This window comes from New Jersey aster yellows phytoplasma (assembly GCF_002554195.1).
Taxonomy (GTDB): Bacteria; Bacillota_I; Bacilli_A; order Acholeplasmatales; family Acholeplasmataceae; genus Phytoplasma.
In genome coordinates this window covers 1-21385 of the sequence record NZ_MAPF01000017.1, presented here as the reverse complement: position 1 = coordinate 21385, position 21385 = coordinate 1, and the positions used below count along the sequence as shown (strand labels likewise).

The 21385-nt window shown below is 29.0% G+C and carries 17 protein-coding genes and 3 pseudogenes; 13 read left to right on the top strand and 7 right to left on the bottom strand.

From position 1 onward, the window contains the following. Nucleotides 1-605: 605 nt before the first annotated feature. The 7 genes and pseudogenes from BBA70_RS00690 to dnaX form a co-directional block, all read right to left on the bottom strand. Nucleotides 606-2215, bottom strand: a pseudogene (locus BBA70_RS00690) (CTP synthase). Continuing rightward, the gene (locus BBA70_RS00685) at nucleotides 2208-3209 is read right to left on the bottom strand and encodes a phosphatidylserine decarboxylase (RefSeq protein WP_011412404.1); all 1002 of its coding nucleotides are present in this window, start codon (nucleotides 3207-3209) and stop codon (nucleotides 2208-2210) included. The pseudogene BBA70_RS00690 and the gene BBA70_RS00685 overlap by 8 nt, the downstream one beginning before the upstream one ends. 12 nt (nucleotides 3210-3221) lie before the next feature. After that, nucleotides 3222-3956, bottom strand: a complete 735-nt coding sequence (locus BBA70_RS00680; protein WP_011412403.1) for a CDP-alcohol phosphatidyltransferase family protein — start codon at nucleotides 3954-3956, stop codon at nucleotides 3222-3224. A gap of 175 nt (nucleotides 3957-4131) precedes the next feature. Then, the gene (locus BBA70_RS00675; protein WP_252861452.1) at nucleotides 4132-4269 is read right to left on the bottom strand and encodes a hypothetical protein; all 138 of its coding nucleotides are present in this window, start codon (nucleotides 4267-4269) and stop codon (nucleotides 4132-4134) included. An 86-nt stretch (nucleotides 4270-4355) separates the two neighbouring features. Beyond that, nucleotides 4356-4640: a DNA-directed RNA polymerase subunit delta gene (rpoE, locus tag BBA70_RS00670; protein WP_252861451.1), complete on the bottom strand. Its 285-nt coding sequence runs from the start codon at nucleotides 4638-4640 to the stop codon at nucleotides 4356-4358. Nucleotides 4641-4713: 73 nt separating this feature from the next. Then, nucleotides 4714-4998, bottom strand: a complete 285-nt coding sequence (locus BBA70_RS00665) for a YbaB/EbfC family nucleoid-associated protein (RefSeq protein WP_011412401.1) — start codon at nucleotides 4996-4998, stop codon at nucleotides 4714-4716. A 12-nt stretch (nucleotides 4999-5010) separates the two neighbouring features. Next, nucleotides 5011-6972: a DNA polymerase III subunit gamma/tau gene (dnaX, locus tag BBA70_RS00660; RefSeq protein ID WP_011412400.1), complete on the bottom strand. Its 1962-nt coding sequence runs from the start codon at nucleotides 6970-6972 to the stop codon at nucleotides 5011-5013. A 1591-nt stretch (nucleotides 6973-8563) separates the two neighbouring features. On the opposite strand from dnaX, the pseudogene glnS reads away from it, so the two are divergent. The 13 genes and pseudogenes from glnS to BBA70_RS00590 all read left to right on the top strand — a co-directional run bounded on the left by glnS (nucleotide 8564) and on the right by BBA70_RS00590 (nucleotide 20741). Further along, nucleotides 8564-10230: pseudogene (gene glnS / locus BBA70_RS00655) on the top strand (glutamine--tRNA ligase). A 106-nt stretch (nucleotides 10231-10336) separates the two neighbouring features. After that, entirely contained in the window at nucleotides 10337-11701 is a 1365-nt protein-coding gene (locus tag BBA70_RS00650; protein WP_252861450.1) for an ATP-dependent helicase, read from the top strand. A 92-nt stretch (nucleotides 11702-11793) separates the two neighbouring features. Beyond that, nucleotides 11794-12591 (top strand): 3'-5' exonuclease, encoded by a 798-nt coding sequence (locus tag BBA70_RS00645; RefSeq protein WP_252861449.1) that lies wholly within the window; start codon nucleotides 11794-11796, stop codon nucleotides 12589-12591. Between the two features lie 109 nt (nucleotides 12592-12700). Beyond that, the gene (locus BBA70_RS00640) at nucleotides 12701-12913 is read left to right on the top strand and encodes a hypothetical protein (RefSeq protein WP_011412397.1); all 213 of its coding nucleotides are present in this window, start codon (nucleotides 12701-12703) and stop codon (nucleotides 12911-12913) included. Between the two features lie 10 nt (nucleotides 12914-12923). Next, nucleotides 12924-13496, top strand: coding sequence for a YqaJ viral recombinase family protein (locus BBA70_RS00635; RefSeq protein WP_011412396.1), 573 nt, complete (start codon nucleotides 12924-12926; stop codon nucleotides 13494-13496). A 239-nt stretch (nucleotides 13497-13735) separates the two neighbouring features. Next, complete coding sequence (gene rpsU / locus BBA70_RS00630) at nucleotides 13736-13909, top strand: 30S ribosomal protein S21 (protein WP_011160972.1); 174 nt, start codon at nucleotides 13736-13738, stop codon at nucleotides 13907-13909. A 293-nt stretch (nucleotides 13910-14202) separates the two neighbouring features. Next, nucleotides 14203-14547, top strand: coding sequence for an rRNA maturation RNase YbeY (gene ybeY, locus BBA70_RS00625; protein WP_252861448.1), 345 nt, complete (start codon nucleotides 14203-14205; stop codon nucleotides 14545-14547). Between the two features lie 109 nt (nucleotides 14548-14656). Next, nucleotides 14657-15532 (top strand): GTPase Era, encoded by an 876-nt coding sequence (era, locus tag BBA70_RS00620; protein WP_238374415.1) that lies wholly within the window; start codon nucleotides 14657-14659, stop codon nucleotides 15530-15532. Between the two features lie 107 nt (nucleotides 15533-15639). Continuing rightward, nucleotides 15640-16998, top strand: a complete 1359-nt coding sequence (locus BBA70_RS00615; protein ID WP_011412393.1) for a glycine--tRNA ligase — start codon at nucleotides 15640-15642, stop codon at nucleotides 16996-16998. Between the two features lie 9 nt (nucleotides 16999-17007). Further along, nucleotides 17008-18225, top strand: coding sequence for a DNA primase (dnaG, locus tag BBA70_RS00610; protein WP_252861447.1), 1218 nt, complete (start codon nucleotides 17008-17010; stop codon nucleotides 18223-18225). Between the two features lie 200 nt (nucleotides 18226-18425). Beyond that, entirely contained in the window at nucleotides 18426-18821 is a 396-nt protein-coding gene (locus tag BBA70_RS00605) for a hypothetical protein (RefSeq protein WP_252861446.1), read from the top strand. Nucleotides 18822-19199: 378 nt separating this feature from the next. Then, nucleotides 19200-20296 (top strand): annotated as a pseudogene (rpoD, locus tag BBA70_RS00595) (RNA polymerase sigma factor RpoD); the annotation flags it as partial. Nucleotide 20297: 1 nt separating this feature from the next. Beyond that, nucleotides 20298-20741 carry a class I SAM-dependent methyltransferase gene (locus BBA70_RS00590; RefSeq protein WP_011412390.1) on the top strand — a complete coding sequence of 148 codons (444 nt, stop codon included), beginning with the start codon at nucleotides 20298-20300 and terminating at the stop codon, nucleotides 20739-20741. Nucleotides 20742-21385: the final 644 nt, after the last annotated feature.

The window sequence follows — 21385 nt, the reverse complement described above, 5'->3', positions numbered from 1 at the left end:
TTAAAGGATAATAACGTTTATGTTAAAACATTTCTACAGCTACATATATCCTAAAAACCAATAAACCTATTACTAAATAGACAATTACAAACAAACATTTAAAAGTAATTCTTCTCTTAACATAAGTAATCCAAATAAAAACAATTTAATAAAAAAATACAGAAATAAAATGCATTCCATATCCTCTTATAATAATTATATATCGTGCCTTCTAATAAAGGTTCATCATAAAAATTAATATTTCCCAAGATAAATTATTTATTGATTTATTATAAATTTTTATAATTATTGGTAGATGTGTGTAAAAAGTTGGCAAATAAAATGGGGATTTCGAAAAGTTTTTTTATTAGAAATATCTTCTATAATATGATTATTATCCAATTTAATAATTCTATCAAAATAATTAAAATCATTTTGGGTGTTTGTAAAAAAACAAAACTAATTTATTATTTAAATAAAAAATAACAATTAAGATCAAATTTTTAAGTTGATCTTTTTTATTTCTTTTAAAAAACAAAAATTATCTAAACTTTTGGAACACCTCAATATAACAAAAAAACTACCTTAAAAAGGTAGTTTTTTCATTTATAAATTATTTATTTCTTTTAATTTAATAAAGACGCTTCAACAAAACCTTTAAATAAAGGATGTGGTTTTAATGGTCTCGACAAAAACTCAGGATGAAATTGTACTGCAATAAACCAAGGATGGCTTTTTAACTCAACAATTTCACAAAGCTTTTGTTCTGGATTTATTCCAGAAACAACAAAATCATTATTTTTTTCAAATAAAGAAACATAATGAGGATTCATCTCAAAACGATGACGATGTCTTTCATAAATTATTTCTTGATTATAAATAGCTTTACTTTTGGTATTGGCTTTAAGATGGCACGAATAAGAACCTAATCGTAAGGTGCCTCCTAAATTGATATCAACTATTTTTTTAGTAATTACAGGATGAGGTGTCTTTTCATCAACTTCCAAAGAATTGGCATCTTGTAAATGCAAAACATTACGGGCATATTCAATAACTGCTAACTGCATACCTAGACAAATTCCAAAGAAAGGAATATTGTTAGTTCTTGCATAATTAATGGCTAAAATTTTGCCTTCAATAGCGCGGTTCCCAAAACCATAAGGAACTAAGATACCATCACAATCTTCAAAAAAGGAAGAAATATTATCTGACGTTACTTTTTCAGCATCTATCCATTTAATTTCAAGTTTACAATTATATTGATAAGAAGCATGTTTAAGAGCTTCTACAATTGATAAATAAGCATCATGCAAAACAATGTATTTACCTACTAGAGCGATGACTACTTTTTTTCTAAATTTTGGATGCGTGTAATTAGTTGTTGCCAGGCTTGCAAATCGGCGGTTGGAAAATTAGTAAGTTTAAAATGTTGTAAAATAAAATCATCTATTCCTTGATGGTTCAAGTTCAGAATCATTTGATATAAAATATCAACATCTAAGGCTTCAAAAATAGCTTGTGAATTGATGTCGCATAAAGCAGAAATTTTATTTTTGGTTTCTTGGTTGATAGGAACTTCGCTACGTAAGACCAAAATTTGGGGTTGTATTCCTAAAGCGCGCAATTCTTTAAAACTGTGTTGAGTAGGTTTAGTTTTAATTTCTTTGGTTTTTTTTAAATAAGGAACTAAAGTGGTGTGAAGGTATAAAACATTGCGATAACCAAAATCAAAGCGCACTTGTCTGATAGCTTCTAAAAAAGGCGATGATTCAATGTCTCCTACAGTGCCTCCAATTTCTACAATAACAACATCAGATTTGTGAAAAAGAGCAGCATCAGTTAGTTTTTGTTTGATTTCTTCAGTGATATGTGGAATTACTTGAACTGTTTTACCTAAGTATTTGCCTTCACGTTCTTTATTGATGACGCTTTGATAAATTTGCCCTGCAGTGACGTTTGACTTTTTGCTCATGTTTTCATCTAAAAATCTTTCGTAATGACCCAAATCAAGATCAGTTTCAGCACCATCATCAGTGACAAAGACCTCACCGTGTTGATAAGGGCTCATTGTTCCAGGATCAACATTAATATAAGGATCTAGTTTTTGAATACTTACTTTAAGACCTCTATTTTTTAAAATTTGACCAATAGAAGCAGCAGTTATGCCTTTTCCTAGGCTTGAAACAACTCCTCCAGTAATAAAAATAAATTTAGTTTTTAAATCTTTATTATTCAAGTGTTTGTACTTCGCTTTCTTTATGATTGGCTTGTGTGGTACAATTGGAATTTTGATATGATTTTGGTTGGGTAGCAATATTTTCAGAGGCGGAAGATTTATAAGTTATTTGATGGGTTTTTGTAGGAGTTATTTTTTTACCAATAACAGTTAAAATAGGGATTTGAGTTTCGCATCTTTTTTGAGTGTGTTCTAAAATGCGATGATCAAATGCAACTATATTTTTTTTAACTAAGATAATAATGGTAGATCCGCCTGTATCAAAATAGCCTTTTTCTTGACCTTTTGAAAACGTTTGCAAAGGATAATTTTCGATTTTTCCTACCAATGTGGCTCCTACTTCTATTTGAACTATTTTACCAAAATTTTTAGTTTGTAAAATGCTATATTCGCGGGTGTTGGTTTTAAATACATCAAAACTTTCAAAGGCAATTGGGTTTACTGTATGTAATTTTCCTTTGATTTTACAAGGAGGCATTTGAAAAAAACCTTCATCTACAAAAAGATAACGGTGATAATCATGAGGTTCTAGGCGGAAAATAAGCAAATAACCTTCTTCGTATTCTTGAGCTAATGTGGGGTTTTGCAATAAATCAACTAAGCTGTAATTGGTTTCTTTAATGCAGTAGAGTGCTTTTTTGGCGATAGGATAAATGCTTAATTTGGATTCACAAGGACTGATAAAAGCAAAGTTGTCTTGAGGAATGGCAAGTTCTTTGTATTTTCTTGTAAAAAAATCATTATAAGAACTAATTTTTTGTTTTTCAAATAAGTTTAAATCAATTTGGTGTTTTTCAATGATTTTCAAAGCATATTGGCGTGACCAAGGAGAATAAAAATACAAATTAACTAACCAAGAAATAGGTTTAGTGATCAAAATTTTGAGAAGGAGTCTTTTCCAAAAGTTTTTTTCTAAGTTTGTATATAAAGTTTTTTGTAGGCGACTTGCTGGGTCTTGACAAATAATTTTGCCTTCTAAATTAACTATTTTCATATTTTAAATTACTCACTTTGTGGTTGATATTGGCAACAAATATTTTAATAAGATTTTAAACAACATAAATAGGATAAAATTTAGCGCTAATAATAAAATAATTGTTATTGTAGTTTTGGCTTTTGGCTTGGGGAAATGGATTTTTTTACAAAGAAATAAAAAAGTTAAAAGCAACATGCAGGCAAAATGAATCCAAAAAAAAGTAAGTCTTTGTTCGATAAAACCTAAACTTTTGAAATACCAAGTTTTGCAAATAAACTTAGCTAAAAATAAAAAAGGAAATAAAATAGCAGCTGCAGTTACAGGCAAACCTGTAAAATAAGAAGGGCTTTGGGAGTTGTATTTTTGGATTTCAGCTAAAACGTTATAATAAGCAAGTCTAATTAAGGCTGCCAAAAGATAAAAACCCCAAACTATCCAAACAAGCGCAAATAACCAACCTTCTTTATTTAATGTTGAAGTTTTATCTTTGAAACTCAAAGAATAGTTAATAAAAATAGGAAGGACACCAAAGCTTATTATATCAGCTAAAGAGTCAATTTGAATGCCATAGCTTTTTTCTGTGAGACTGCGATTTTTTTTGGTTCGACTTACAACACCATCGAACATATCACAAACGCCTGATATTAATAGGCAAATTAAAGCAGAGGTGTATTTACCGCAAGCACCAAAGCCAATGCCAAAAAAACCACTCATTAAATTTAGATGAGTTAAATAAGTTGTATAATTGTAAAAACCTAAAAACATATTATTTAACCTCGTTTTACTAATGTTTTTTATTAAACCATTTTTAGTTATTTAGAGTTTGGGTGAATAAAAAAGTAAGAATCCCTTATCCATCAAGAATAAAGGATATCATTGAAAAGAAAAAACTTGATAATTATTGATTGGTTGTTTGTAAATGCGAATTATAAAGTAATAATTATTTTTCATAAAGATGTTCGTATTCTTCTTCTAATGGATCTTCGTAATCATCTTTATCTTCTAAAATAATATCATCTTCAATTTTGTCATCATCTTTGTTTTGTTCTTCTGAAGGTTCGCCTTCTAAATCAAGCAAAACATCTTTTAGAGGGTCAGTTTGGTTAGTGTCTTTGTCAGAAAGGAAATCCTCAAAATCTAATTCTTGTAAATTGGTATCTTCGTCTAGAGGCTCGTCGTTTGAAGTTTTAGTTTTTTCAAAAAAATCTTTATCCCAAAAAAATTATTATTTTCTTTAATAATTAATTGATTGTTTTCGCAAAAAACAAATTTCCCACTCAAAGTGATGTCTAAATAAAGTTGATTAGCTAAATTGGGATTGTTGTTTGAGATTTGATGTTTTTGCAATGTTTGTTTTAATAAATCATAGACCGAAACAGGATTTTGATGTTTTTTCATAATGTCATAAGCCGTTTCCAAAAGTGATTTTGGAGTTTTGGTTTTTTTCATAAAATGCCTCCTTTTAATGTAATAATATGATAAGCGATAAAATAAAAAAGAAAAATATAGGGGACAAAAAAACTTAGAATTCTATCAAATCTCCAGATGCTTTTTGCATGAGTTCTTTAGATTTTCTTTCTAATTTTTTCAAAGCAGCATTAAAAGCTAACAAAACGCTTTCTTGGAGAATTGCCTTATTGTGAATTTGAGAAATAATAACATCTACGACTTGTTTGGTGCCTTGTAAAACAATTTCTACATCCCCTGCTTTGCCAATAAATTCTTGTAATTCCAATTGTTGTTGAGCGTTTTCAATTGCTTCTTGCATTTTTTTTAATTTTTCAAACATATTAGATTGTCTTTTCATAATTTTTTGCTCCTAGTTAATTATTTCTACTATATCTTTGCCAAAAAAATCATAAGCTAGTTGAATAATAGCAGGTTTGCTTGATTTAGTCGTTTTGATTCGATACAAGTCAAGATCAAAATTGCAAGTAGCTGTGAATTGTGCAATTAATGATGGGTTTGTATGAGGATAGTTTTTGTTGTAAAAAATTTCTAAGGCTTGCCAATCTTGTTTTAAAAAAGCAATGTATTCTGTAATTGCAAAAGTTTCATTATTCAAAATTTCTAAAGCTTTTTGTTTGATGTTTTTTTGTAAAACAAGTTCAAAGACATCTTCATCTTCGAAAACTAAAATAATTTGTTGGGTTTGGCTCAAAGCAACTATTGTTCCTCTATCCAAAATTTCGGCTACACTTTTATAATAACTGTGAGCAGAATAATGATTTTTTAAATTTTTCCAAAAATTTGTTATTGTGTTTTTGGTTGGTTTGTCTTGATTAGATAAAATATTAATTGCAAATGATATTAAATCAAAAAGAGATGAATTGCAAAAATAAGGGTGTGTTTTTGTTGGTGATTTGGTTCCTAATGAGTTTTGGGAAGGCAAGTTATTTTGTTGAGTCAATTCAGAGATAGTAGAATTATTTTGAGGTTGTAAATCTTTTAGGGTTGAATGAAGATATTCTATTTTTTCTATTTTTGGTGTTTTTTTGTTTGCTATTGGAGTAAATTGAATTGATTTAATTTCTTCTGTTTTGTAAAAAGGGGGGTTTTCTAGTTTTTTTTGGATGGGTTTTGTTGGTTCATAATGCTCTTCGGCATTTGTTTCATCTAATTCAAGCAATGCTTGATTATTATTGGAAATTTTTGTTTTATTTGTTACAAATTGTTGGAATTCTTGTAAATCAGCTTGAAATTGAAAAGAATGTAAAGAGCATATTTGCAAAAAGGCAATTTCTACCAAAGATTTTTTTTGATCGCTTTTTTTGAGGTCTTGTTGTAATTTAATTAAGGTTCTTAAAAAATGATCAATGTGGTTTGTTTCTTCTAACAATAATATTTTTTGAGCTTGGGAAAGTTGCGAAGTTTTGGAATATTTTTTATTTTTGGCATTGCAAATTAAATAATCTTTGATAGCATCAATTAAATCTAAAATTAAAATATCAATATTTTTGCCTGAATCAATTGATTTATGAAGGAGCTGCAATGTTTTGGTCGCTTCTTTTTTTAGTAGATTTTGAAACAATTTTTTGATAACGCTAGCAGATACTGTACCTTTGATATTTGCAACATCTTCTGAAGTGATCAAATTGTTTTGATAAGCACTTACCTGATCTAACAAACTAAGGGCATTTCTCATTCCGCCTTCCGAATGATAAGCAATGCTTTTGATGGCGTCTTCAGTGATAAACATATTTTCCAAAGCAGCAATTTTGGTTAATTGTGCAGTGATGTTTTTGAGATTCAAATTCTCAAAGGCAAAACTTTGGGAACGCGAAAAAATCGTGTCAGGAATTTTATAAATTTCGGTAGTAATCAAGATGAAAACTACATGTTCAGGCGGTTCTTCTAAAATTTTTAACAAAGCATTAAAAGCGTTGGGCGTAAGTACGTGAACTTCGTCAATAATGTAGACTTTGTATTTGCCTGCGTGAGCTTTGTATTGGGCTTTGTCCTGTAATTCTCTGATTTCGTCAACCCCATTATAAGAAGCTCCATCAATTTCTGTGATATCTGTGTTTGCTTTGGCGAAGTTTTGGCAAAAATGACAAGAACAAAACGCTTCTCCTTGAATGGGCGACAAACAATTAATGGCTTTGGCAAAAATTTTGGCTAAAGTAGTTTTTCCAGTGCCTTTATTGCCACTAAAAAGATAACAATGATTGATTTTTTGGTATCTGATGGCATTTTTTAAAGTTTGGATAATAATTTCTTGACCAACAACATCTGCAAAAGTTTGTGGTCTGTATTTTCTGTATAAAACTAAATAAGACACTAAAAAAAACTCCTTTGATTAAACTATGCCCAAACCACAACAATAAATAAAGATAAATTAGAACATAAAAAAATTTTATATAAAAAACTCCTAAATATTATAACACATTATTAGATGAAAATAAAGGTTTAATTTAGTTTAATTATTTAAATATATAAATACAATGTTTAACTTTTTAGAAAAAATATTTATTATTAAGAGATATTAGAAAATGAAAAAACAAATAAATTCGATTATTAATTATTATTTTACTAAAATTTTTTGATTTTTTTATCTTAATGGTGGAATTTTTTTAAAAAAATAGGTAATTTAAAAACTAATTTTTAAGCATTTATAAATAAGTTTTTTTATATTTTTTTAAAAAAACAAAACAAGATCAACTTTATAAGTTGATCTTGTTAATTATTTTCATTATTTTTTTAATTAACTAATATTTGGGATATATTTATGAGTGTTAAAAAATGGTTCTTGGAAAATACAACAAAAATTAACTATTATCTTTTTAGTGATTTATTGATTTCAAATTAAAACTATAATTCAAAATTTTAATATAATCTTCCATGAATTTCCAGTCTGGATTTTGATTAATATATATGGGTAATTTAATTTTACTTTTTTCCATTCTAACATTTATCCAAATTAAAGTGTCGAGTTTATTTAAAAAACTTATAATAAAATCTGGTTACCCTTCACGATTGCCGCTTTTTGAAGCATTTTTAAGTAAATTATTAATTTTGGAATTATTAGATTTTTGTTCTTCTGCCATAATATCTTGTTATTTCGATATCCTTTTTATTATAATATATCGCGTACTAAATTTTATGTGTTTATTTAATTAATCATAGCTTTACTCCAATTTTTTTTGAATATTTTTAACTCTTTTTTAAAGTTTAATTTATACTTTAAAAAATTATTACTAATTAAGATAATTTAACAAATTAACAAAATTAGTATTTATAATTTTATTATAACATATCATAAGAAAAAAAGTACAAAATTAGATTTTATCATATATAACAAAAAAAACAAATTAAAAATTGGTCTTTATATTATTTCAAAATATTTAATTGTCTAGTTTTTAGGGAACAATGAGATTAAATTAATTTATATTTTTTTATATTGATAAACTATAATATCGATTTTATTATCTTATTTGTTATCTAAAGGTTTAATAATGTGATCTTGAAATTGTATAAAATCTATTTTTTCTTTGCTATTTTAAAAGATTATTTATTTATCTAAATAAACGAAACAGTTAGTTTATAAATGAAAAATATTTTTAAAATACTAGTATAATATAATAGAGTGTTTTGATTAAAATATATAAAGAATATGACATTAACAACGATATTTGGAAGTCTATTTTAAAATCCTTAATTATATTTCTAACCATGAATAAAATAACTAAATTACCTAATAAAAAATTGGAGACAAAAACTAAAATTACCGAAACGAAATAATTCCCAAATAAAAACTTTCAAAATACAAAATCTTTAACTAAAAAATATTATTAAAAATTAACCAAAAGATATGCAAAAATTAACCCAACATCACACAAGAACACAAATAAAAAAGAAAAAGGACTTATAAAATGCAAAAAAAATCAAATTTCATCAAAACAATCATTCAAAAAGACCTCCAAAACAAGAAATGCAGCCAAATAATTACACGCTTCCCGCCTGAACCCAATGGTTTTTTACATTTAGGGCACGCCAGAGCTATCATTATTAATTTTGAATTGGCATATTTTTTTCAAGGAAAAACCCTTTTACGATATGATGACACAAACCCTTCCAAAGAAAAACAAATTTATGTTAATGCCATCCTCAACGACATCAAATGGCTGGGCTACACTCCTTACAAAATCACTTTTGCCTCAGATTATTTCCCTAAAATGTATCAAATGGCACTTTTTTTAATCAAACAAGGAAAAGCGTATGTTGATGACCAAACCGCTGAACAAATTGCCCAAAGTCGTGGTAATTTAAACCAAAAAGGCACCAATTCTCCTTATCGCAATCGCAGTATTGAAGAAAATATCTTGCTATTTGAAAAAATGAAAAAAGGCGAATTTGCAGAAGGCAGCAAAGTTTTGCGCGCCAAAATTGATATGCAAAGTCCTAACCTTAATTTAAGAGACCCCATTTTGTACCGTATTCTTTCTGCTTTTACTTTGAAACAAAAACATTGGCATATTTTCCCTACCTATGATTACGCTCATCCATTGGAAGATTCCTTTGAAAACATCACACATTCTTTGTGTTCTTTGGAATTTGAAGACCACAGACCTTTATATGATTGGATAATCAAAGAAACCCAAGCCAAACACACTCCACGACAAATTGAATTTGGAAGACTTAATCTCACACAAACTTTGATGAGTAAAAGGCACCTTAATAATTTAGTAGAAAAAAATTAGTAAAAGGTTGGGATGACCCTAGAATGCCAACTTTATCAGGCATCCGAAAAAAAGGTTATACTCCTGAAGCTATCAAAAATTTTATCCTTGAAACAGGCTTATCCAAAGTAAATTCGCAAGTTAAACAAGAAATGTTAGAATCTTTTGTAAGAGATGACCTCAAAGGAAAATCATTGCCTCGAATGGCAGTCATAAACCCTCTCAAACTTACTATTACTAACTTTCCTGAAAACCAAATAGAAACTCTCAAAGCTCCTTGGAATAATAATTTTAATACTTGTAATTGTGGAAATGCAACACAAACCCAAGGAAAAAAACAAGAAAGAGAAATTTATTTTTCCCGTCATCTCTACATTGAAAAAGACGATTTTGCACTCCAAAAACTAGATAAAAATTATAAAAGATTGACTTTGGGCGAAGAAGTGAGATTATTTCATGCTTATTTTGTTAAAGCTTATGACGTTGTCAAAAACAAAAAAGGAGAAATAACAGAAATTCTTGCCACATATGACCCCCAAACCAAAAGCGGCAGCGGTTTTAAAGACAGAAAACCAAACGGAACTATTCATTTTACAGAAGTAAAGACTGCTTGCAAAGCCACTTTTAATTTTTTTACTCCACTACTTTGCAAAAATGGCAATTTCAATGAAAAATCCTGGCATATCAAAAAAGGTTTTGTAGAATCAAGTTTAAAAAAATGCTGTTGTTTTCAAAATCATTTTCAATTTCTCAGACAAGGTTATTTTGCAGCAGACAAAATCATCAAAGACACAAATGATCAAACGCAAGAACTTAATTTCAATGAAGTAGTAAGCTTAAAATCAAATCCTCAAAAATAAATTTGTTCTCCCAAAAAAATAAATACCACCAAATCACACCAACAAAAAAAACACTACAAAACCAAACAAAACAAAAATGATAAACAACGAAATAAAAGGTATAAAAATGTTTTCCAATAAAAACAATTTTTTAGAAAAATTAAATAAACCCTTGAATCAAACCCAACTTGCAGCAGTCACAAGCAATGCTAAATCTTTTTATCTAGCAGCAGGCGCAGGAACTGGTAAAACCACCACTTTAACTGCTAAAATTGCTTATTTAATCGAACAAAAAAAATTGCCAAGCAACCAAATTTTAGCCCTTACTTTTACCAACAAAGCTGTTAAACAAATGAAAGAAAAACTTGACCAAATGATTGGTAAAGAAAAAACCAAAGGCATTACTATTTGCACTTTTCACTCTTTAGGAACCCAAATTTTGAGAAAATTTATTCCCTTTTTGCCATTTTCATATCGCAACAATTTCAAAATTTTAGATGACAATGATTGCAAAAAAATCCTCAAAGACATTTTAAAAGAAATGAACATAGATCCAAAAAGAGTAAAAATTAGTGAATTAAAAAAAAGCATTTCTGATATTAAAAGAAAACACGAACCACAAAATGAAGATACTTTGCAACACTCAACCCAAAAAGAAAAGAATTATCAACGTGAAAAAAAATACGAATTCGAAATGCCAATAAAAGTCAAATATCAAATTTTTTTGCAAAACAACAATTTAGTTGATTTTGATGACCTAATTTTATACACGCACCAACTGCTCCAAGAAAATGCCAATGTAAGGGTTTTTTATCAACAAAAATTCCAATATTTATTAGTTGATGAATTCCAAGATACTGATTTTTTTCAATACCAAATTTTAACTCTTTTAGCCAAAGAGCACCAAAATATTTTTGTAGTAGGGGATCCTGACCAAAACATTTATTCTTTTCGAGGAGCCAGATTTGAAAACAGCCAATTATTCTTAAACAAATTTAAACCTAAAATAGCCTTTTTGGAAGAAAATTACCGTTCTTCTAAAAATATTCTAGACAAAGCCAATCTTTTAATCAAATACAACAAAGCCCACCTTTTTAAAAAAAATCTCAAAAGCACTAAAAGCGGAGGAGAGCCTGTTATTTGCAAGTTTTTTGCAGATTACAAAGAAGAGACAAGATACATCGCAAAAACGATACAAAACCTCGTTTTACAAGGTGTTTATAGCTATCAAGATTTTACTATTTTATATCGCACTAATATTTTGGGACGCCCTTTGGAAGAAAAATTCTTAGCAAACAACATTCCTTATCAAGTTTTTGGAGGTGCTTCCTTTTACCAAAGCAAATTAGTCAAAGATTTTTTAGCTTATCTCAATTTTATTGCAAATCCCTCACAAGATTTTAATTTTAAACGTATCATTAACACCCCTAAAAGAGGCATTGGAACAACTTCTCTTTTACATCTAGAAAAACTTGCTCAAGAAAAAAAATAACTCTTTTTGACACCCTTAAATACCTAGACCAAACTCCAATTCAACCAAATGCAAAAACTAAACTAAACGAATTAAAAAAATTAATTACAAATTTGCGCCAAAAACTAATTAATGATTCTTTTGACTGTCTTAGTGATATAATTACTTATATTGATGAAAAAATTGAGTATTGTCGTAAAAACGATGAAACTTGCAAAATGCAATCAATAAAAGATTCTGATTCTGATTTATATTACATAGAAGAATTAAAATCAGTTTTTATGCAAGCAGAAAAAAATTTGGAAGGAAGCATTTTTGAAAAATTAACCCAACTTTTAGATCAAATATCTTTGTATAATGAAACTAACGAACAAACCGAACAAGACTCCAAAAACCCAAGCAAAAACGATCGCGTTAAACTTTCTACTATTCACAAAGTCAAAGGTTTAGAATTTAGAGTGGTTTTTATAACTGCTTTTGAAGATATTTTTTTTGATTGTAACCAAAAAGAAAAAAGCGATTTAGAAGAATCAAGACGTCTAGCTTATGTAGCAGTTACAAGAGCTGAAGAAAAGTTATTTTTAACTGGGGCTTATCAAAGATTTTCATACGGCAAACAAATAGACAGCCAACCTTCGCGCTTTTTACAAGAAATGGGAATTTTTCAAAAAGAAACGCCAAGATCAAATTATTTTTCCCCACATTTATTTCAACCTAACCAATCAAACCAAGCATCTTTCACTAATGGAAATGGCTTTTTTCAAAAAGGAGACAAAGTCAAACACAAAACTCTCGGCTTAGGTGTAGTTGAAGCTATCATGCAAGATTTAATCCAAGTGCGTTTTATAAATTACCAAAATGTAAAAATATTTGAAAATACAAATGATTTTCTTGCTAAAATAAAAGAGTAAGTAAATTTTTAAACATTGATGAAAAAAACGAATCATCCCATCATTATTTTATTAAACCAAAAAATTAAAAAAACAACAAATCAAAATTAAAATTCAAAGGAGATTTTTTATGAATTATACAGTTTTTTTTGTAACTATTTGTACTTTTATCGTTTTAAGTACTTTATTTTTAGCAGATAGCAACGACAGCTTTTCTTTGGGAAATTCTTTTTCCGAACAAAAACAAAGACGCAAAGTTAAAGGCGAACAATTCTTCTTAAACTGCTTTCTTACTGTTTTAACCATGGCTTTTTTTGGACTTTCCCTTTGGTGCCAACAATAGTTGATGCCATATGCAATTAGAACAAAATACCTTAGCTTGGCACAATCATCGCAAAAAATACATTAATGCTTCCGAAGTAGCAGCTATCATGGGCTTAAATCCATTTGAAACCAAAGAACAATTATTAAAAAGAAAAGTTTTTGGAACTTCAATCGAAGACAACGAAGCAATGAAACGCGGACGAACTTTAGAACCCAAAGCAAGAAATTTTTTCAACCAAACACAAAAAATGCAATTCGAACCAAAAGTCTTTGTCAAAGATTTCATGTCTGCTTCTTTGGATGGATGGGACGTCCAATCTCAAAGCCTCTTAGAAATCAAATGCCCTATTTCTTTTGCCTCTTATACTTGGCAAAACTTTTTGAATGAAGACAAAATCCCTAATATCTATTATGCCCAACTCCAAGCCCAAATTTATTGTTCCCAACCAATTAAAGCTTACTTTTTAGTCTATCAAAACGACCAAACCAACAAAACTATCGAAGTCAAGGGAGACCAGAATTTTATCACAAACATGTTGGAACAGTGCAATCGTTTTTTTCAATTATACTTAAAAACTAAACAATTACAAAAACAACCATAAAAAAACTATAAAATTTACTCATTTATAATAAAAATAACATATTAAATATTTCATTTAATTTAACCACATTTAATGACAAATTTTACCATAAGAAAACGACCCTAAAAAAGAAAAAACCACTTAAGTAAATATTTAATTATATTGTATCTCTTTTTATTATTGACAAAAAACAAAAAAAGAGATACAATATAATTAGTATTGGTAATTTTTAATTTTGAGATTGTGGAAAGGAGATATTAATGCCAAAAACTGTTTTTCGTAAAGGAGAAACTATCGAAGAAACGCTACGTCGCTTTAAAAGAGAAGTTTCTAAATCTGGTGTCCTAGCAGAAGCGCGTCGCAAAGAACATTATATTAAACCAAGTGTACAAAAGAAAAATCGCCAAAAAAATATGCGTAGTAAAAAGCGTTAATGTTTTAATCAATTAAAAGCTACTTGAAACAAGTTGCTTTTTTTTATTTTATGTTTTATTATATTTTATTAAGTTTTTTTGAAAATGTCTTTTTATTTTATTCATTCAAACGTTAGTTAAAATCATCAAAAAAATAATCTCATTTTGAAAAATTACGAAAAAACAACTGCAACCACAACCACAAATAGGAAATACTAAATGATCATTAAAATACATAATCAAACTTCTTTTTGCATCAAACCTTTTAAATCTTTATTAATTAAAATGTTTTTGCCCATCAAAGAAAAAAAATAATGCATCTCATTTTTGTTACCAACGAAAAAATTCAAGAACTTAATTCCTTTTATCGCCAAAAAAATTATCCAACAGACGTTTTGTCTTTTCATAATGATTTAACTTTTTTTGCAGGTTTAGAAGACAATTCTTTAGGAGATGTTTTTATTTCTTTTCCCAAAGCCCAAGAACAAGCAAAAACATTCAAGCACAGTTTAGAACGCGAAATTGCTTTTTTAGCAGTGCATGGTTTTTTGCATCTTAAAGGTTATCAACATCGAACCGAAGAAGAGTTTCAAATAATGCTTGCTTTACAAGAAAAAATTTTACAAAAAGTAGGTCTCAATTTAGACAAAACCAAATAAAACAGCAAAACCCCCAAATCCAAGAAAAAACAAATAATAAAACACACACAAAAAACAACAACAAGTAAAAATAAAAAACAAAAAAATAACCAAGAAATTGAGGACTTACATGGATTTTAAATCTGGTTTTATTGCTATTTTGGGACGACCAAACGTCGGCAAATCCACTCTTCTAAACGCATTAACCCAGCAAAAAGTGGCCATAACAAGCGCCAAACCCCAAACAACACGAAACAAAATTATTGGCATTTGCCACGATTCTAACGCCCAATATATTTTTGTAGACACCCCAGGAATTAACCAATACAAACATTTATTGAACCAAAAAATGAACAACATCGTTTTTCAAAGCATCAAAGACGTTGATTTAATTCTCTTTTTAACAGATTCCTTTTATCATCCCAAAGAAGAAGATTTATTAAAGATAATTTTTCAAACCAAAAAAACAGTTTTTTTAGTCATCAACAAAATTGACAGTTTAAAAAGCAAAAGCCAAATTGATGCTATTATTTTGAGCTATTTAAATCATTTTTCTTTTCAAACAGTAATCCCACTTTCCGCTATCAAAGCCAAAAACACCACTTTTTTAAAAGAAAATATCTATCAAAATATCAAACCAGGAGTCGCTTACTATCCGAAAGACATGATTACTGATCAAAAAAAAGAAATTTGGATAGCAGAAATGATCCGCGAAAAGGTCCTTTATTATGTCCACGAAGAAATTCCTCACGCCTCAGCTGTAATAATTGAAAAAATGGAACAAAAAGAACATTTATTAGAAATTTGGGGCTTGATTTTGGTAGAAAGAAGCTCCCAAAAACAAATCTTAATTGGTAAGGCAGGCTCCAAGCTCAAACAAATAGGAACGCATGTCCGCCAAGACCTCAATTGCCATTTGCAAATCAAAACTCACATTAATTTATGGGTAAAAGTGTATCCTAATTGGCGTAATCAAAAAGATTTATTAAGTCGCTTTGGATATTAAATAATTATAATTAACAAAAAAACTCAAAAAACAAAATCATAAAAAACGTAAAAATCGAAAACGCAAAGATCAAAACTTTAACACCAACAACAAAAAGGAGCTTTGGGATGCAAAATTTAGAGAAAGTTATTTCATTAGCCAAACAAACAGGATTTGTGTTTGCAGGCAGCGAAATTTATGGAGGACTTGCCAATAGTTGGGATTATGGACCTTTAGGTAGTTTATTAAAAAACAACATTAAAAAAGCTTGGTTGCAAAAATTTGTCCAAGAACAACCCAATAATGTTTTGTTGGACGGCTCCATTTTGCTTAATTCTGCCGTATGGAAAGCCTCAGGTCATCTGGATTCTTTTTCGGATCCCCTTACTGAAAATCAAGATAACAACAAGAGATTTCGCGCCGATAAACTCATCGAAACACACGATCCGCAGTTAGATATTAGCGGTTGGTCCTACGAACAAATGCATGACTATTTAGTCAAAAACCAAGTCTTAGGAACTTCCAACTGGACACCAATCAGACCTTTTAACATGCTTTTTCAAACCCGTCAAGGGGTCATTTTGAAAAACTCAAAACCTCTATATTTAAGACCTGAAACAGCACAAGGAATTTTTATCCAATTTAAAAATATTTTAAAAACCACCAGAAAAAAACTTCCCTTTGGAGTCTGCCAAATTGGAAAAGTATTCCGCAACGAAGTAACACCAGGCAATTTTATTTTCCGTACTTGTGAATTTGAACAAATGGAACTAGAATTTTTTTGCCAACCCGGTACCGAAACCCATTGGTTTAACCATTGGAAAAAACTAATGTATGATTTTTTAATTATTTTAGGTATGAACCCACAAAATTTAAAATTTAAAGATCACAAAAAAGAAGACCTCAGCCATTATTCAAAACAAACCTGCGATATTTTATTCAAATTTCCTTGGGGTTTTGACGAACTTTGGGGGATCGCCTCAAGAACAAATTTCGACCTGAAAACCCACCAAAAAAACTCCAAAAAAGATCTTACTTATTTTGACGAAACTACCAAACAAAAAATTTTACCCTATGTTATCGAACCTTCTTTAGGAATAGAAAGACTATTTTTTGCTTTTCTAATTAACAATTACCACGAAAACAGCACTTCCAACGAAACAAGGCAAATCCTTTCTTTTCACCCTTTTTTAGCGCCTTACAAAGTAGCTGTTTTGCCATTAATCAAAAAAAAACACAGCGCCAAAGCCCAAGAAATCAATCAATATTTAGCCAAATATTTTGATGTTTGTTACGATGAGACCAAAAGTATTGGCAAAAGATACCGCAGACAAGATATGATCGGCACTCCTTTTTGTATCACTGTAGACGATCAAACCCTTACCCACAACATAATTACTTTAAGAAATCGCGACACTGCCCAACAACAAACCTTTTTGCTAACAGAAGTCAAACAATACATCCAAGAAAAAATCATTTTAAAATAACGGATAAAAATGAAAGATAACAAACAATTAATTAATCAAATCAACGAAAAAATGACTATCCTTGATTTAGTTCAAGAATTTGTACAATTAAAAAAATCAGGTAAAAATTACATGGGATTATGCCCTTTTCACGATGAAAAAACGCCCTCTTTTTCTGTTTCTCCTGAAAGAAATATAGGAGTTTGCATGTCTTGTAAAAAAGGCGGCAATCCTGTTTTTTTTTACAAAAGCATCAAAAACATCCATTTAAATCAAGCCATTTTTGAACTGGCAACCCGATTAGGAATCAATACTTCCCTGCGCCAAAAAAACACCAGTCAATACCAAAAATTCTACAACATCATGCAAGAAGCAACAGATTTTTATGCCCATCAATTAAAAAATAACAAACAAGTCCTCAATTATTTAGAACAAAGAGGCTTTGGCAATGAAATCATAAAAAAATTTAAATTAGGTTATGCTCCCAAAGCGTCCCATTTATCACGCTATTTAATTGAATTTGCTAAATTTGATCCTGATGACCTCAAAAAATTAAACCTCATCAATCAAAACGACAAAACCGGAAAATTTTATGATTTTTTCAAAAACCGCATCATTTTTCCCATCACTAACAAATCAGGCCAAATTGTTGCTTTTTCCAGCCGTAGTTTAGATAATAAAATACCTAAATATCTCAACAGCCCCGAAACAGTAATTTTCAAAAAAGGCGAGAATTTATATCAATACTACGAAAACCAAGCTGAAATCAGAAAAAAACAAACAGTCATTTTGCATGAAGGTTTTTTTGATGTTATGGCATCTTTCAAAGCCCAAGTCAAAAACGTAGTTGCTACCATGGGAACCAATCTTACTTCGGTTCATACTAGACTATTAAAAAAACTCACCGACAAAATAATTATTGCCTATGACGGCGACAAAGCAGGAAAAACAGCTACTTTAGAAATTGGAACCTTTCTACAAAAAAACAACTTCCAAGTTCAAATATTGGTTTTTCCCAATAATCTAGACCCCGATGAATACATCAAAACTGAAGGGCCCGAAAAATACCAACGCCTCATAACCGATGATTTAAAAGATTTTTTAGCTTTAAAAGTAGATTTGATTTGTCAAAAAATGGATTATTACAACCAAACTCAAACCAAAAAAGAATTACAAAAACTGTTCAAATCATCAAGCTTTGAAATCAAAATAATTTATCAAGAATACTTACAAAAAAATATCAACTAACAGTTAATCTTAATTCTCAAGTCTCCATTGACAAAACCCCAAAACCTCTTTACATTGCTCAAACCAAACAACAATTAAATGCAATCAAATTTGACATTAAAATAGAAATAATCATAGAATTACTTTTAAATGCTGCTTTTTTCAAAACCCAAAACCCCAAAACATTTGCCATCATCAAAAAAACCCCCGGTTTTAACGACTTGCAATGTAATTGTCTACTAAACTATATTAAAAATTATTACAAAAAAAATCCTCAACAAAACTATATTCCTTGGGAAGAAATAAAAAACACCACATTTAAAGAAAATATTGATGATTTATTGACATCTATAGAAAAACATCATTTTTTCCAAATGCAAAAGCGTCCTCTTTTAAAAGATAAAGAAGGCAAAATATTTAGCAATTATATAAAAGAATTAGAAATCAGAGACAAAATAGAACAAAAACAACAAAAAATAAATGAGTTAAATGATAAATTACTTCAAATAGATAATACCGAAAAAAACAAATTACAAAAAAACAAAGACAAACTCAAAAAAGAAAAACAACAATTACAACAACAATTAAGCGAATTAGTAAATGATATATTTTGTTAAAAAAACAAAAAATCATCCAAAAAGCCAAAATCAAAACAAGTTCATAGACAAATTTTAATTAAAAAAATGGAGTTAATAAATGGAATTAGATAACATAATCAAAACTTTAAATGAGCAAGCTGGAAGAAAAAAAAACTAACATCTCAATTAATTATTTCTTTTTTGCAAAATCAAAACATAAAAATACCATATCAACAAATAGCACAAAACTTAAACGAACAAGGGATTCAAATTATTTCTTGCGAAACACAAGCAGCTACATCTCTAAATAAAAACCACAATAAAAATGATACAAACAACCAAACAAATACCCCCAATGATGTTTTTACTGACTTTGATTCCGGATCAACAAATGCAAATTTAGAAAAAACAGATGAAAACAAAGATGAAGATAACACGCAAGACTCAGAAGAAGACATCCAGGATTTTGACATTTCTGAAGAAGACTTAATATCAGATGAAAAAATCACAGAATTAGAAGAAGATGAAGATGAAAAAATTTCTAAAGAAGAAATTTCTAAAATCCATTCTGATATTAAAATGGATGACTCAGTTCGCATGTATTTAAAAGAAATTGGTCAAATTCCTTTGCTTTCACTGGCAGAAGAACAAAAAAATCCATTTTAGTTTTTTTAGGAAAACAAGCCAAACAAAAGCTAGCCAAACATAAAACCAAAGAAATTGAATTATCCGAAGATCAACTCCAAGAAGCACATGACCAAATCAAACAAGCAAGACGCGCAAAAGATATTTTGGTAGAATCCAATTATAGATTAGTAGTTTCAATTGCCAAACGTTATATTGGAAGAGGAATTTTGTTTCTTGATTTAATTCAAGAAGGTAATATGGGCTTAATGCGTGCAGTAGATAAATTCGATTATCAAAAAGGATTTAAATTTTCTACTTATGCCACTTGGTGGATCAGACAAGCTATAACAAGAGCGATTGCCGATCAAGCAAGAACTATCCGAATTCCTGTACACATCGTAGAAACTATTAATAAAATGGCACTTTGTACTCGAAAATTAACTCAAAAACTTAAGAAAAAACCTACAGTCGAAGAGTTAGCCGACAAAATGAATATTTCTGCTGAAAAAATTCGCAGCATCCAATATATCGAAAAAAAACCCATCTCTTTGGAAGCCCCTGCACGAGAAAACGAAGAAGACGAAACTTCTTTGGGCGATTTTATCTCAGATCCCAATATTTTATCTCCCCACGAATACATGATGAAAGAGGTAACTCAAAAACTTTTAGATGAAGTCCTAGAAAACACCTTAACTGAACGCGAGGAAAAAGTATTAAAAATGCGCTATGGTCTTTTAGATGGAAAAACCCACACTTTAGAAGAAGTAGGTACTTTATTTGGAGTTACTAGAGAAAGAATCCGCCAAATTGAATCAAAAGCTCTAAGACGACTCAGAACTCCAGCTAAACAAAGCAAATTAAAAAGTTTGTACCACAACCACAAATAAAATGAAACGAATCTCTTTTATTGCGTCTCTTACTAAAAATTATGACACTGTTGTAGACATCGGCACAGATCATGGTTTAGTCCTCAAAAAAGCTTTTCAACAAGGCTATATAAAACAAGCAATTGCAGCAGATATAAGATTAAAACCTTTATTTCAAGCCCAAAAAAACCTTACTTGCTATCCAGTTACTTTTTGTTTAAGTGACGGATTCCAAAACATTTGCCAAGATTTTGATCTTGCCCTAATTTGTGGTATGGGAACTTATGCTATCACTAAAATACTTGAAAAAACTCCTGATAAAAGTAAACATTTTATATTAGGATCACAAAGTAATCAAGATTATCTTCAAGGATGGCTATGGAAAAACGATTTTCAAATTTTAGAAGAATATCATTTATTTGACAAATTTTTCTATCATTTTTTAAAAGTAACTCGCAAAAGCTAATTTTTGCTTCCAATTCCACATCTATGATTAAACCAAGCTATTAAAATAGTTTGGTTTTTTTATTATAAATTAATAATTGTGCAATTTTATAAAAAAAAAGACCAATAATTAAATTGGTTTTAATGCTATATTAAAATATTTTGATTTGCTAATATTTTACAAAAAGTTTTTAATTAGAAATTGGCTTGTTTTGAGCTTTAAAAATAATATATTTTAAAATTACAGAATAACTCTAGATAAAAAGGATACAAATACAAAAAAAAGAAAAAATAAATGACTAATAAACTTTAAAAGACTTATTATTTGTTGCTGTTAGATTTAAAATAACATAAATATAATCTATTTTAAATAAAAATACAACAATATATAAAAAAATAACATAAATTAATGGATGAATGTAGGCTATATAAATTTATTATTTTTCAACCCAAAAGGAGTTATACAAAAAAAGAAAAAATATAAAATAGTAATATAGGTATTTTAAAATTGATTTAAAAATAAAAAAGGATGATTTTGAAAAGCTTGAAATTTTCTATCATTATATAATATGTATTAAAGCGGTCAACAAAATATCTATAACCACTATAAAGGCTGAATTACAAAACCATTTTTGATTTCACAAAGGCTTAAAAAAATAAAATGTT

What these genes read in the sequence shown, in the direction of transcription:
- BBA70_RS00685 (WP_011412404.1), bottom strand. Translation starts at nt 3,209, where the DNA reads ATGAAAATAGTTAATTTAGAAGGCAAAATTATTTGTCAAGACCCAGCA.
- BBA70_RS00680 (WP_011412403.1), bottom strand. Translation starts at nt 3,956, where the DNA reads ATGTTTTTAGGTTTTTACAATTATACAACTTATTTAACTCATCTAAAT.
- rpoE (WP_252861451.1), bottom strand. Translation starts at nt 4,640, where the DNA reads ATGAAAAAAACCAAAACTCCAAAATCACTTTTGGAAACGGCTTATGAC.
- BBA70_RS00665 (WP_011412401.1), bottom strand. Translation starts at nt 4,998, where the DNA reads ATGAAAAGACAATCTAATATGTTTGAAAAATTAAAAAAAATGCAAGAA.
- BBA70_RS00650 (WP_252861450.1), top strand. Translation starts at nt 10,337, where the DNA reads ATGTTTTCCAATAAAAACAATTTTTTAGAAAAATTAAATAAACCCTTG.
- BBA70_RS00640 (WP_011412397.1), top strand. Translation starts at nt 12,701, where the DNA reads ATGAATTATACAGTTTTTTTTGTAACTATTTGTACTTTTATCGTTTTA.
- BBA70_RS00635 (WP_011412396.1), top strand. Translation starts at nt 12,924, where the DNA reads ATGCAATTAGAACAAAATACCTTAGCTTGGCACAATCATCGCAAAAAA.
- rpsU (WP_011160972.1), top strand. Translation starts at nt 13,736, where the DNA reads ATGCCAAAAACTGTTTTTCGTAAAGGAGAAACTATCGAAGAAACGCTA.
- ybeY (WP_252861448.1), top strand. Translation starts at nt 14,203, where the DNA reads ATGCATCTCATTTTTGTTACCAACGAAAAAATTCAAGAACTTAATTCC.
- era (WP_238374415.1), top strand. Translation starts at nt 14,657, where the DNA reads ATGGATTTTAAATCTGGTTTTATTGCTATTTTGGGACGACCAAACGTC.
- BBA70_RS00615 (WP_011412393.1), top strand. Translation starts at nt 15,640, where the DNA reads ATGCAAAATTTAGAGAAAGTTATTTCATTAGCCAAACAAACAGGATTT.
- dnaG (WP_252861447.1), top strand. Translation starts at nt 17,008, where the DNA reads ATGAAAGATAACAAACAATTAATTAATCAAATCAACGAAAAAATGACT.
- BBA70_RS00590 (WP_011412390.1), top strand. Translation starts at nt 20,298, where the DNA reads ATGAAACGAATCTCTTTTATTGCGTCTCTTACTAAAAATTATGACACT.